9 protein-coding genes and 1 pseudogene are annotated in these 13580 nt (G+C 74.3%); 8 read left to right on the top strand and 2 right to left on the bottom strand.

Going from position 1 to position 13580, the window contains the following annotated elements; translation table 11 throughout:
- Window positions 1-5: 5 nt before the first annotated feature.
- Window positions 6-1367: an SWIM zinc finger family protein gene (locus U5640_RS17525; protein WP_340376730.1), complete on the bottom strand. Its 1362-nt coding sequence runs from the start codon at window positions 1365-1367 to the stop codon at window positions 6-8.
- Window positions 1368-1524: 157 nt separating this feature from the next.
- On the opposite strand from U5640_RS17525, the gene U5640_RS17520 reads away from it, so the two are divergent.
- The 7 genes from U5640_RS17520 (at window position 1525) to sucD (ending at window position 10820) form a co-directional block, all read left to right on the top strand.
- Complete coding sequence (locus U5640_RS17520; RefSeq protein WP_340376729.1) at window positions 1525-2655, top strand: AAA family ATPase; 1131 nt, start codon at window positions 1525-1527, stop codon at window positions 2653-2655.
- A gap of 335 nt (window positions 2656-2990) precedes the next feature.
- Entirely contained in the window at window positions 2991-5462 is a 2472-nt protein-coding gene (locus U5640_RS17515; protein WP_340376728.1) for a DUF5682 family protein, read from the top strand.
- A complete protein-coding gene (locus U5640_RS17510) occupies window positions 5459-6622 on the top strand; it encodes a VWA domain-containing protein (protein WP_340376727.1) in 1164 nt (387 codons plus the stop codon). The genes U5640_RS17515 and U5640_RS17510 overlap by 4 nt, the downstream gene beginning before the upstream one ends.
- A gap of 139 nt (window positions 6623-6761) precedes the next feature.
- Window positions 6762-7703 (top strand): hypothetical protein, encoded by a 942-nt coding sequence (locus tag U5640_RS17505; protein ID WP_340376726.1) that lies wholly within the window; start codon window positions 6762-6764, stop codon window positions 7701-7703.
- A 147-nt stretch (window positions 7704-7850) separates the two neighbouring features.
- Window positions 7851-8309: a hypothetical protein gene (locus U5640_RS17500; protein ID WP_340376725.1), complete on the top strand. Its 459-nt coding sequence runs from the start codon at window positions 7851-7853 to the stop codon at window positions 8307-8309.
- Between the two features lie 426 nt (window positions 8310-8735).
- Entirely contained in the window at window positions 8736-9914 is a 1179-nt protein-coding gene (sucC, locus tag U5640_RS17495) for an ADP-forming succinate--CoA ligase subunit beta (protein WP_067248994.1), read from the top strand.
- 21 nt (window positions 9915-9935) lie between these two features.
- Window positions 9936-10820, top strand: a complete 885-nt coding sequence (gene sucD, locus U5640_RS17490) for a succinate--CoA ligase subunit alpha (RefSeq protein ID WP_340376724.1) — start codon at window positions 9936-9938, stop codon at window positions 10818-10820.
- Window positions 10821-10894: 74 nt separating this feature from the next.
- Here the strand turns inward: sucD and U5640_RS17485 are convergent.
- Window positions 10895-11689 (bottom strand): annotated as a pseudogene (locus tag U5640_RS17485) (RNA polymerase subunit sigma-24); the annotation flags it as partial.
- Window positions 11690-11881: 192 nt separating this feature from the next.
- On the opposite strand from U5640_RS17485, the gene U5640_RS17480 reads away from it, so the two are divergent.
- Window positions 11882-13507, top strand: coding sequence for a DUF6350 family protein (locus tag U5640_RS17480; RefSeq protein ID WP_340385169.1), 1626 nt, complete (start codon window positions 11882-11884; stop codon window positions 13505-13507).
- The last annotated feature ends 73 nt before the right edge of the window (window positions 13508-13580 follow it).

Here is a 13580-nt window from a genome sequence, read left to right as displayed (position 1 = left end):
CTCGGTCACAGCGGTACCGCCTCTCCCGGGCCGGGCGGCCAGGCGGTCAGCGGGGTGAAACCCCGGTGGCCGCACTCGCCGAACACCGTCACCGGGGCGCCGCCGGAGAGCGCGACCAGCCGCCACAGGCCGGGACGGGCGGCGGCCGCCGGGGTGAGCGGCAGGGCCGTGTCGCCGTCGGCGTCGGCCAGCTGCCAGGACGCGCCGTCAGGGGTCGGTACGACGCGGTCCAGGGTCACCGGGACGGATTCCTGCCAGGGGTCGTCGCGCAGTGACGCGCCGTAGGAGGCGGCCGCCCCTGCCGTCGTCAGGCCCGGCGGGCGGGCCGTGGTCGGCGCCGGTGGCGCGAACTGCTCGCCCAGCGCCGCCCGTCGTCGCCCGGGGCCGGGATGGACGGACAGCTCCGCGTCCAGGGCCAGACCGACCGGCAGGGCCAGGTCGGGGGCGCGGCCCGCGGCGCCGTAGGACAGGACGAGGGCCGTGCGGCCCGAGGCGATGCCGTGCAGCCAGATCCGGCGGGTCGTCAGCTTCGGGTCGGGCGTGTCGTGCTGGGCGAGGACCAGCCAGTGGTCGCGCAGTGGCGGGCCGGCCGGCCGGGAGGTCAGGCCGACGCGGGAGCGGACCGTGGCGGCCAGGGTCTCCGGGAGCCGCTCGCGGTGCAGCCAGCCCTGGTCGAGGAGGTGGAGCAGGGCGCACTCCTCCAGCAGCCGGACCGGCCAGTCGGGTCCGGACCCCGGGATCGCCCCCAACTCCCGCACGCGCGCCGCCAGTCCGGGGGCCTGGGCGTCGACCATGCGGGCCGCCGTCTCCTCCCACAGCCCGTACCCCGCCTGCTCGGCCGCGGCGAGGCCGGAGCGCAGGAGATCGGCCAGCCGCTGTTCCAGTTCCGTCGCCCCCGCGGTGATCCGCTCGGCGCGCCGCTCCGCCCTGCGGCGCGCCGCCTCCGGATCGGCCGGTCCGGAGCAGGGACCCGCCGCGCCCACCTCCCCCTTCTCCTCCGTACGCCCCTGTCGTCGCGCGATCCACCTCTCGGCCCAGTCCGGCGCCGGCGCCACCGGGACGGCCGCCTCCCCGGCCGACCGGAGCAGCAGCAGACCGAGGGCGTGCTTGCACGGGGACCTGCGGCTCGGGCACGTGCACGAGAACCCCGGTCCGGGGGTGCCGGGCGCGGCCGGGGTGTCGACGACCGTGCGGTACCGCGCGCCGCCGCTGCCGCCGCACACCCCCCACACCGCCCCCTCCCGCGACCTGCCCGCCTGGAACCACGCCCCGGCCACGCCGAGTTTGCTCCCCGCTTTGCGTGACGCGGGATCAGGCGCCAGTGCCAGCACCTGGTCCGCGGTCCAGCGCACCTCCTGCTGAGTCATGTCGTCGACGGTAGGTCCTCCCACTGACAATCGGCCCCGCGCGGGCCCGACGCCTCCCCGCTCCACGGCGTTTTCGCAGGTCACGACGCATTGTCAGTGGGGTGGTGCACGGTGGACACCAGACCCGAACCGGCCGAGCTGGAGGGGGACCTCAGCCATGTCCGTGTCCGTAGACCCGACGTTCGTGAAACCCGGTCAGACCCAGCCCGCGCAGGCGTTGCGGCCGCATGCCGAACACGCCTTCGCCGATGAACTCGCCGCGCTCGCCGCCCAGGACGACCGGCCGCGCCCGGCTCGCTGGAAGCTGTCGCCGTGGGCCGTCGCCACCTATCTCCTCGGCGGCACCCTGCCCGACGGCACGGCGATCACACCGAAGTACGTGGGCCCGCGCCGCATCGTCGAGGTGGCCGTCAGCACGCTCGCCACCGACCGCGCCCTGCTCCTGCTCGGCGTGCCCGGAACCGCCAAGACCTGGGTGTCCGAACACCTGGCCGCGGCGGTCAGCGGTGACTCGACCCTGCTGGTGCAGGGCACGGCGGGCACCCCGGAGGAGGCCATCCGCTACGGCTGGAACTACGCGCAGCTGCTGGCGCACGGCCCGAGCCCGGACGCCCTCGTGCCCAGTCCCGTCATGCGCGCCATGGGGGAGGGGACGACGGTGCGCGTCGAGGAATTGACTCGCGTCCCCGCCGACGTACAGGACACACTCATCACCATCCTGTCGGAGAAGACGCTGCCGATACCTGAACTGGGGCAGGAGGTTCAGGCGGTACGCGGCTTCAACCTGATCGCCACTGCCAACGATCGGGACCGCGGGGTCAATGAACTGTCCAGCGCTCTGCGCCGCCGTTTCAACACGGTGGTGCTGCCGCTGCCGGCGAGCGTCGACGCCGAAGTCGACATCGTGGCGCGGCGTGTCGACCAGATCGGCCGCTCCCTCGAGCTGCCGGCCGTGCCGCACGGGGTCGACGAGATCCGTCGTGTGGTGACCGTCTTCCGTGAACTGCGGGACGGCGTCACCGGCGACGGCCGAACCAAGCTGAAGTCTCCCAGCGGCACGTTGTCCACCGCCGAAGCCATCTCCGTCGTCACCGGCGGCCTCGCCCTGGCCGCGCACTTCGGCGACGGTGTGCTGCGGCCCGGCGACCTCGCCGCGGGAATCCTCGGCGCTGTCGTCCGCGATCCGGCCGCCGACCGGGTCGTCTGGCAGGAGTACCTGGAGACGGTACTCCGCGAACGCGACGGCTGGGGCGACTTCTACCGCGCCTGCAGGGAGGTGAGTGAGTGAACCGGAACGACGAGGACTCGAGATGGCCGCGGCTGCGACCGGCACGGAAGGAGGGTGAGCACATGAACCGCATGAACGACGAGAAGGACTCCCGCTGGCCGCGTGTGTGACGACTGGTGTGGTGATCCGGATCTGATGGCCCGGATCTGAGGGTCCAGATCTGAGGGTCCAGGTCTGACGGCCCGGGTCTGACGGCCCAGGTCTGACGGCCCGGGTCTGACGGCCCGGGTCTGACGGCCCGGGTCTGATGACGCGGATCTGACGGCCCAGGTCTTATGACGCGGGTCTGGTGACGGCGGATCTGACGACGCGACGGGATGACAGGGGGCGAGCGGATGACGGGGATTCAGGGGGGCGAGCGGTCTGGCGAGGACGCGCGGTGGCCGCTGCTGCTCGGGGTGCGGCATCACGGACCCGGATCGGCGCGGGCGGTGCGGGCGGCGCTGGAGGCCGCCCGGCCCCGGACCGTGCTGATCGAAGGCCCGCCCGAGGCCGACCCGCTGATCCCCCTCGCCGCCGGGCGGGACATGCGGCCGCCGGTCGCGCTGCTCGCCCATGCCGTCGACGAGCCGGGACGCTCCGCGTTCTGGCCGATGGCCGAGTTCTCCCCCGAGTGGGTGGCGCTGCGCTGGGCGCTGGAGCAGGGCGTTCCGGCCCGCTTCATCGACCTCCCCGCCGCCCACACCCTCGCGTGGGAAGACCGGGCGGAGGCCGAGGACGGACCGGCCGTGGAGGAAGGGAGCGACCCGCCGGGCGGCGCACTGCGCATCGACCCGCTCGGCGCGCTCGCCGAGGCCGCGGGGTACGACGACGCCGAACGCTGGTGGGAGGACGTCGTCGAGCACCGGGGAGCGGGCGGAGGGGACCCGCTCGCACCCTTCGCCGCCGTCGAGGAGGCGATGACGGCGGTACGGGAGGCGTACGAGGGCACGGAGGGGAACCGCGACCTCGTGCGGGAGGCGCACATGCGGCTCCAGGTGCGGTCGGCACAAAGGGAGTACGGAGACGGCGGGGTGGCCGTGGTGTGCGGGGCCTGGCATGTGCCGGCCCTGCGCCGCAAGGCGGCCGTCGCCGACGACCGGGCCCTGCTGCGGGGGCTCGCCAAGGTCAGGTCCGAGCTGACCTGGGTGCCGTGGACCCACCGCAGGCTGGCCCGGGACGGGGGGTACGGGGCGGGCGTCGACTCGCCCGGCTGGTACGCGCACCTGTTCGGGGCGCCGGACCGGCCGGTCGAGCGATGGCTGACCAAGGTGGCCGGACTGCTGCGCGCGGAGGACCGGATCGTGTCCCCGGCGCATGTCATCGAGGCGGTCCGGCTCGCCGAGACGCTCGCCGCGCTGCGCGGCCGGCCGCTGCCCGGTCCGGCGGAGACCACCGACGCGGTACGGGCCGTACTGGGCGACGGGTCGGACGTACCGCTGGCGCTGGTGCGGGACCGGCTGGTGATCGGGGACGTGCTCGGGGAGGTGCCCTCCGGCGCGCCGGCCGTGCCCCTGCAACGGGACCTCGACCGGGCCCAGCGCCGGCTGCGGCTGAAACCGGAGGCGGCGGAGCGGGAGGCGGAGCTCGATCTGCGCAAGGACACCGACGCCGGGCGCAGCAGACTCCTGCACCGGCTGCGGCTGCTGGGCGTCGCATGGGGCGAGCCGGTGGCGTCGCGGGGCAGTACCGGGACCTTCCGGGAGACCTGGCGGCTGCGCTGGGAACCGGAACTGTCCGTGCGGGTCGCCGAGGCCGGCGTGTGGGGGACGACCGTAAGCGCCGCGGCGACCGCCAAGGCCGAGGCGGACGCGGTGTGCGCGCGGGACCTCGCCGAGGTGACCGCCCTCGCCGAACACTGTCTGGCGGCCGCTCTCCCCGACGCGCTGTCCGTCGTGATGCGGGTCCTCGCCGACCGGGCGGCGCTGGACACGGACGTCGGCCGTCTCGCCGAGGCGCTGCCCGCCCTGGTCCGCTCCTTGCGCTACGGCGACGTACGCGGTACCGACACCCGCGCGCTGGCGGAGGTCGCCACCGGCCTCGCGGAACGGATCTTCGTCGGTCTGGCCCCGGCCTGCACCGGTCTGGACGCCGACGCGGCGGAGGAGATGCGGCGGCACGTGGACGCGGTGCACGGGTCGGTGGGGCTGCTGGAGGAAACGGCGGCCCCGGACGGCGGCGACGGGGCCGCCCCGGCGACGGACGGCCCGCTCGCGCGCCACGGTGCACTGCGGGCGCGCTGGCGAGCCGTGCTGCGGGCGCTGTCGGGGCGGGACCGGGTCGCGGGCGTCGTACGGGGGCGGGCGGTGCGGCTGCTGCTCGACGACGGGGAGGTGGGTCAGGAGGAGGCGGCCCGGCTCATGGGGCTCGCACTGTCGCCCGGGACACCGCCCCGGGACGCGGCCGCGTGGATCGAGGGCTTCGTCGGCGGCGGAGCGGGGGGAGGACTGCTCCTCGTGCACGACGAGCGGCTGCTCGCGCTGGTCGACGGCTGGCTCACGGGGGTGCCGGCCGAGGCGTTCACGGATGTGCTGCCACTGCTGCGGCGGACGTTCTCGGCGTACGAGCCGGGGGTGCGCAGGACGCTCGGCGAACTGGTCCGGCGGGGGCCCGGGGAGCGGGCGGGCGCGATGCGGCCGGGGGCGGGCGGGCCCGGGTTCGCCGCCGGGCTGGACGAGGAGCGGGCCGACGCGGTGCTGCCGGTGGTACGCCTGCTGCTGGGACTGGACGGCGGCCTCGACACCAGCGCTGACGGCGACTCGGACGGCGACTCGGACGGCGGGTTGGACAGCGGCTTCGACGGCGACTTGGCGGGGGTGGGCAGATGACGGTCGAGGCGGGCGACGCGGCTCAGGAGCGGCTGCGGCGATGGCGGCTGGTGCTCGGCGGGGACGCGGCGGACGGCACCGGGCGTCAGCTGTCCGGGCGGGACGCCGCGATGGACGGGGCGCTCACCGCGCTCTACGGAAAGGCGGAGCGGCCCGCGACGGGGCGGGACCGTTCGGCGGGGCTCGGGGCGTCGGCGCCGTCCGTGGCGCGCTGGCTCGGGGACATCCGGACGTACTTCCCCACCTCCGTCGTCCAGGTGATGCAGCGTGACGCCATCGACCGGCTCGGGCTGTCGGCGCTGCTGCTGGAGCCGGAGATGCTGGAGGCGGTCGAGGCCGACGTCCATCTCGTCGGCACGCTGCTCTCGCTCAGCCAGGCGATGCCGGAGACGGTGAAGGAGACGGCACGGGCCGTCGTCCGCAAGGTGGTCGAGGACCTGGAGCGGCGGCTCGCGACCCGGACCCGGGCCACTCTCACCGGCGCCCTCGACCGCGGCGCCCGCGTCCACCGGCCACGCCACCACGACATCGACTGGAACCGCACCATCGCCGCCAACCTCAGGCACTACCTGCCCGAGCACGGGACGGTCGTGCCGGAGCGGCTGGTCGGACACGGGCGGGCGGCACGGTCGCTGAAGAAAGAGGTCGTCCTCTGCGTCGACCAGTCGGGGTCGATGGCGGCCTCGGTGGTCCACGCCTCGGTGTTCGGGGCGGTACTCGCCTCCCTGCGGTCCCTGGACACCCGGCTCGTCGTCTTCGACACGGCGGTCGTCGACCTCACCGACCGGCTGGCCGACCCGGTCGACGTCCTCTTCGGCACCCGCCTCGGCGGCGGTACGGACATCAACCGGGCGCTCGCCTACTGCCAGTCGCGGATCACCCGGCCCGCCGAGACGGTCGTCGTGCTGATCAGCGACCTGTACGAGGGCGGCATACGCGACGAGATGCTGAAGCGGGTCGCGGCGATGAAGGCGTCGGGAGTGCAGTTCGTGGCGCTGCTCGCGCTCTCGGACGAGGGGGCTCCGGCCTACGACCGGGAGCACGCCGCCGCGCTCGCGGCGCTGGGCGTACCGGCGTTCGCCTGCACCCCTGACCTGTTCCCGGAGGTGATGGCGGCGGCGATCGAGAGGCGTCCGCTCCCCGTGCCGGACACCGTGTGACGTCCGCGTCGGCACAGGGGACAGCGCAAAAAGGACATGGATGACATGACCAGCCATCGGTGACAGCGGGCTTGCGTCAGCACGGCACCCGCGTGCAAGGATCGGCGCACATTCCCTCGCACGCAAGGACCCTCCCTTCTTGAGCTCGCCCACCGTCGTGCCCGGTTTCGCTCCGCGCGTGCTGCGCGGGACGGCCGGGCGGCGTGCGCTGCAACTGGCGCTGCTGGTGGGCGGGTTGCTCGCGCTCGGCCTCCTCTGCGGAGGGCGGGCGCAGGCGGCGGAGGGGACACCGACGGCCGTGACGAGGGCGACGGCCACGCCGTCGGCCCCTGCACCGGCAACACCGGCACCGGCACCGGCTCAGGCACCGAGCACGACTCCGGCACCGGCACCGCGCACGACTCCGGCACCAGTAGAGCTGACGCTCCCGGTTTCGCTCCCGCTCCCGGTCGTGCATGTCGAGCGGGTCCTGCGGCCGGTGCAGGAGGTCGTGACGGCGGTGACCGGGCAGGTGGCGCAGGTCTCCGCGGCGCTGCCCCTCCCGGTGGAGCTGCCGGTCCTCACCGACCTGGGACGACTGCCGGATCCGGCGGAGCTGCCCGACGCCTCCGAGCCGCCCTCCCTCCCGGCGCAGCCGCTTCCGCTTCCGCTTCCCGTGCCGGTGATCCGGGCACCCGCGCCGGACTCCCCGGTGACCTCGTCGCCCGACGGACACCGGTCCCGGCACGTCTCCCAGCGGCACAAGGCGGCCGACGCGGCCGCGGCGTCGTACGGACCCGTGTCGCCCGCCGGCCCCGCCGCCCCCGGCGCCCCGGCCGGCCTGCGCGCGGCCTCGCACCACGACCCGGCGCCCGCCCGCGCCGGGCAGGCTCCCACGCACCGGGCCCCGGGCGGCGGTGAGCCGAGCGGTCTGCTGGGCGGTTCCTCCGCGCTCGACGGCGGCGCGTCGCGGCACGCCGACGCCCAGGCCGTGACGGTGTCCCACCGGATGCCGGTGCCGCCGGTGTCCGGCGTCGTCGTGCGGTCGGACGCGGCCGGGACCCGGGACGCGCACCGGGACGTTCCGGTCTTCCCCGGCTAGGTCCGGGCGGCCCTTCCCTCGTCGCAGACCTGCCGCGCGGGGGTGGAACAGGTCTGCCCACCCGTGCCCCGAGCCGTCGCGCCCGGGCGCCGGAACGTCCCTCAGCCTTCCGAGATCTCGGAACCCCCATAAGGATCTGACGTACGCATGGACAAGAACATTCGCCGTTTCCCGGCCGTCGCCGACATGACCTCGACGCTCCCGGACACCGCCACCGTCACCCACATCCGGTCCCGGGCCGCGGCCAGGGCGAGGAGCGGTGCCGTCCAGGTCATCCTGGGTGCCCGGGCGGCCCGAGCCGACCAGGCGCTGCGGGCGGCCGGCCACCGGCCCGCCTCCTCCTTCGCCCCCAGGGCTTCCGCCCTCGCCGCCCTGGCCGCGCCCGCCGCGCCCGCCGTTCCGGCGGTGCACCGCGCGCCCGCCGCGCCCGCCGCGCCCGCCGTTCCGGCGGTGCACACCGCCCCCCTCGCCCCCCTGGACACGGACGGAACGGCGTACGGCATGGTCGAGGAGGTGCGGCCGCACGCCGAGGCGGGCGTCGCTGCCGGAGAGCGGTGCGCGCACGGCTTGACCGGGCAGCCGGGCGATCCGGCGTACGGAGCCTGAGCGCCGTCCCGCGCTCCCCGAAAGTACTTCGTGAGGTGACGGCCCGGATGGCCGAAAGCCGTCGGACTGTCCGGTTCGCGCCTCGCGGAGGAGGGTGAGAGGTCCCCGTCGGGGCGGGGATCGCTCGCCCGCGGCCCTTGAAAGGGCTGGTCAGGGGGCCTCACCGGGTCGACCCCCACCCGGTGAGGTCCCGCCTGCGCGACACTGCGTGCCAGTGAACGCGACATCATGTGACAGGTATCACCGCTCAGGTGTGACCCGCGATTTAGAGGCCCCCCGCAAGCAGCGATAACCTGCGAGACGGACATGCCGCGCGCTCGGACACCGTGTGCGCCTCCCCTGTGACACATGCGGACGTCACGTTGCCCATCGCGGCACGCCCACGCATCCAACGAACCGCGAGATCACTGATAGGGACGGAAGCGCGTGGACCTGTTCGAGTACCAGGCGAGGGACCTCTTCGCCAAGCACGATGTACCGGTGCTGGCCGGTGAAGTCATCGACACGCCTGAGGCGGCCCGCGCAGCCACCGAGCGTCTCGGTGGCAAGTCCGTCGTCAAGGCCCAGGTGAAGGTCGGCGGCCGTGGCAAGGCAGGCGGCGTCAAGCTCGCCGCCTCCGCCGACGAGGCGGTCGAGCACGCGACCAACATCCTCGGCATGGACATCAAGGGCCACACGGTCCACAAGGTGATGATCGCCGAGACGGCTCCGGAGATCGTGGAGGAGTACTACGTCTCCTTCCTCCTCGACCGTGCCAACCGCACCTTCCTCTCCATCGCGTCCGTCGAGGGCGGCATGGAGATCGAGGAGGTGGCGGCCACCCGTCCGGAGGCCGTCGCCAAGACGCCGATCGACGCCAACGAGGGCGTCACCCCGGAGAAGGCCCGCGAGATCGTCGCGGCCGCCAAGTTCCCGGCCGAGGTCGCCGACAAGGTCGCCGACGTCCTGGTCACGCTGTGGAAGACCTTCGTCGCCGAGGACGCGCTCCTCGTCGAGGTCAACCCGCTGGCCAAGGTCGCCTCCGGTGACGTCATCGCCCTGGACGGCAAGGTCTCCCTGGACGAGAACGCCGAGTTCCGTCAGCCCGAGCACGAGGCGCTCCAGGACAAGGACTCCGCGAACCCGCTGGAGGCCGCCGCCAAGGCCAAGAACCTCAACTACGTCAAGCTCGACGGCGAGGTCGGCATCATCGGCAACGGCGCGGGTCTCGTCATGAGCACCCTCGACGTGGTCGCGTACGCCGGTGAGAACCACGGTGGCGTCAAGCCCGCCAACTTCCTCGACATCGGCGGCGGCGCCTCCGCCGCCGTCATGGCGAACGGCCTGGAGATCATCCTCGGCGACCCGGACGTCAAGTCCGTCTTCGTCAACGTCTTCGGCGGCATCACCGCGTGCGACGAGGTCGCCAACGGCATCGTCCAGGCGCTGAAGCTCCTGGAGGACCGCGGCGAGAACGTCACCAAGCCGCTCGTCGTGCGTCTGGACGGCAACAACGCCGAGCTGGGTCGTCAGATCCTCTCCGACGCCAACCACCCGCTGGTCCAGCGCGTGGACACCATGGACGGCGCGGCCGACAAGGCCGCCGAGCTCGCGGCTGCGAAGTAAGGGACGAGGGACACCACAGCCATGGCTATCTTCCTCAACAAGGACAGCAAGGTCATCGTCCAGGGCATGACCGGTGCCACGGGCATGAAGCACACCAAGCTCATGCTGGCCGACGGCACGAACATCGTCGGTGGCGTGAACCCCCGCAAGGCCGGCACGTCCGTCGACATCGACGGCACCGAGATCCCGGTCTTCGGCACCGTCGCCGAGGCCATGGAGAAGACGGGCGCCAACGTGTCCGTGCTCTTCGTGCCGCCGGCCTTCGCCAAGGCCGCCGTCGTCGAGGCCATCGACGCCGAGATCCCGCTCGCGGTCGTCATCACCGAGGGCATCGCCGTCCACGACTCGGCCGCGTTCTACGCGTACGCCGTGTCCAAGGGCGACAAGACCCGGATCATCGGCCCGAACTGCCCGGGTCTGATCACCCCCGGTCAGTCGAACGCCGGCATCATCCCGGGCGACATCACCAAGCCGGGCCGTATCGGCCTGGTCTCGAAGTCGGGCACGCTGACGTACCAGATGATGTACGAGCTGCGTGACATCGGCTTCTCGTCGGCGGTGGGCATCGGTGGCGACCCCGTCATCGGTACGACCCACATCGACGCGCTCGCCGCGTTCGAGGCCGACCCCGACACCGACCTGATCGTGATGATCGGTGAGATCGGCGGCGACGCCGAGGAGCGTGCCGCGGCCTTCATCAAGGAGAACGTGAAGAAGCCGGTCGTCGGCTACGTCGCGGGCTTCACCGCGCCCGAGGGCAAGACCATGGGCCACGCCGGCGCCATCGTCTCCGGCTCCTCCGGTACGGCCGCCGCGAAGAAGGAGGCCCTCGAGGCCGCCGGCGTCAAGGTGGGCAAGACGCCGACCGAGACGGCGAAGCTGGCGCGCGAGATCCTCGCCGGCTGAACGGCCTCGCAGCCGTACGTTCGTGGGCCCGTTCCCCCTGATGGGGGCGGGCCCACCGCGTTTTTCCGGGGCCGTCAGCGCGGTTGGGGGGCGAGGCGTTCGGGGCCGTTCGCCGGGTTCGCACGGAGCTTCTTCCGCAGCGCCGTCTGCTTCTTCGACAGGGTGCCCGGGGCCGCCTCCGGGGGGACTCCCCGGACCGTCGCGCCCGGGGGGACCGGCGGGTCGTACCGCGTGGGGGCCGAGTGCACGGTCAGGGCCGTCGCGCCGATGATCGCCACCGTGAAGGCGATCGCCGCCCGGGTCCAGAAGCGGGCGCGGGCCTCGCCGCCCGCCCGGACGGTCGCGGGGCGGGCCGCGCGCAGACGTTGCGCCGAGGCCAGCTCGGCGAGGCGCTCGTGCAGCGCGGCCGGATCGGCCAGCTGGGGCAGCGACGCGGCGAGGGCCTCCCGCGCGTGCAGCAGGCGGTTCGCGGTCGCCGGTGTGCTCGCCTCCGTCTCCGCCGCCGTCTCCGGCAGATCGAGGCCGACACCGTCGTAGAGGAGGACCGTCCGGCGGTACGACGCCGGGAGCGCGAGGAGTACGGCGAGCAGGGCGCGGTCGGCGGCGTCGGCGGGCGGGGGTTCGGGGTGCCGGAAGCGGGGGCGGAACCGGTGCCAGGGGGAGAGCGCGTACTCGTGCGCGGCGGCCCGGACCCAGCCGGCCGGGTCACGGTCGACGGCCACCTCGGGCCAGCGCTGCCAGGCGAGTTGGAAGGCCCGTTCGACGGATTCGCGGGCGAGTTCGCGGCGGCCGCAGAGGAGATAGGTCTGGCGGACGAGGGCCGGGGCGCAGAACGCGTAGAGCGCGTCGAAGGCCTGAGCGGGTGTCAGCCGGGGGGTGCGGGGTGGAGTCGGGTTCTTCACGCGTACGCCTCGGGCTTGCGGCGTGGCCGGGAGCTGCTTCGTACGAAAAAGAACATAAACGTATATTGAGTGACACGGCGAAGGTTCGCCTGTTACGCCCGTAAAGCGCGTGTCGTTGGGACCATGGCGGGCGTGACGCCGCCTTCGCTCTCCTCCCGTATGCGTGATCGCTCGCCGGGGCTCGTGGTCTCCGTGCTCGGCGGGGTGCTGGCCGCCGGGCTGGGGCTCGCGGTGTTCGCCGTGCTGGTGATGGTGCTGTGGATCAGCTCGCCGTATCCGGACAGCGGACCGGGCGGGGCGCTGCATGTCGCCGCCGCGCTGTGGCTGCTGGCGCACGGGGCGGAACTGGTGCGCACCGACACGCTGTCCGGGGTGCCGGCACCGGTCGGGGTGACCCCGTTGCTGCTGCTGATGCTTCCGGTGTGGTTGGTGCACCGGGCCGCTCGGGACGCGGTGGAGGGAGAGGGAGAAGTGGGCGGGGACGGGGAGAGCGGGGGCGCGGACCGGGGCGGGGTCAGGCGTGGGCCGGTCGATCCGCGGACCGCCTGGGTGGGGGTCGTGGCCGGTTATCTCGTGGTGGGGCTGGGAGTGGCCTGGTACGCGGCCGGGGGTGCGCTGCGGCCCTCGTGGGGCTGGACCGCGGCGGGTGTGCCGGCGGTGGCCGTGGTCGCGGCGGGGGCGGGGGTGTGGTCGGCGTGCGGGAGGCCTGTGGAACTGTTCGGGCGGGCGGTGCCCCGGCGGGAGGGGCCGCGGTGGATCGCGGTGGCCGCGCGGGCGGCGCAGGCCGGCGCCGTGGCCCTGGTCGGGGGCGGGGCGTTGCTGGTGGCGGTGTCGTCGGTGTGGCACGCGGGCGCCGCCCGGGGGGCCTTCCTCCAGCTCACGGAGGGGTGGTCGGGGCGGTTCGCGGTGCTGCTGCTGTGTCTGGCGCTGGTGCCGAACGCGGCGGTGTGGGGGGCGGCCTATGCGGTGGGCCCCGGCTATGTGCTGGGCGTGGGGCACGTGGTGTCGCCGTTGGGGTCCGATCCGGCGCCCTTGCTGCCGCCGTTTCCGCTGCTGGCGGCGGTGCCGGAGGCGGGGCCTGGGACGGTGTGGAACTGGGCGGCCGGGGTGGTGCCGGTGCTGGCCGGGGTCGTGGTGGGGGTGCGCGTGGGGACCGCGGGGGCCGGGTCCAGCGGCGGGGTGGCCGAGGCGCCGGTGGAGGCGTGGTCGCGGTGGCGGACCGTGGGGGCCGTGGCCTCGGCGGGGGTGGGGTGCGCCGTGGTGGTGGGTGTGCTCGGGACGTTGGCCGGTGGGCCGCTGGGAGTGGGGGCGATGGCCCGGTTCGGGCCGGTCGGTTGGCAGGTGGGGGCGGCGGCCGCGGCGTGGGTGGTGGGGGTGGGGGTGCCGGTGGGGCTGTGGGTGCGCAGATGGCGGGGGCGGGGGGTCAGGGAGTTCTCCTGGACCGGCGCGGGGATGGCGGCTGTGGTCGCTCCGGAGGAGGGGCGTGGCGAGGCGCGGGAAGCGGTGGCGGAGCCGTACGACTTCGATGCGGTGGAGGCAGACGGGGCGGATCCGGAGTGGCACGGCAAGGAAGCCCGGGAGGCGCGGTGGGCTGCCCTTCGCGACGCGGCGGACGAGGACGAGCCACTTGCCCCACTGCCGTCTGCCCCACCCCCGCCGTCTGCCCCACCCACACCGCTCGCTTCGCCCCCGCCGTCTGTCCCGCCTCCGCCGCTTGCCCCACCCGCACCGCTCGTCCCGCCTCCGCCGGGAGATTCCGCCGCCCGGACCCCGGATCGCCCCTGACCGGGCCTCGTCCTCGGAGACCGCACGGGCCGGGCAAGGGCTTCGCCCCCGCCGCCTGTCCTGCCACCGCCGG

This window comes from Streptomyces sp. SS7 (assembly GCF_037993025.1).
Taxonomy (GTDB): Bacteria; Actinomycetota; Actinomycetes; order Streptomycetales; family Streptomycetaceae; genus Streptomyces.
This window is presented reverse-complemented; position numbering and strand designations above follow the sequence as displayed.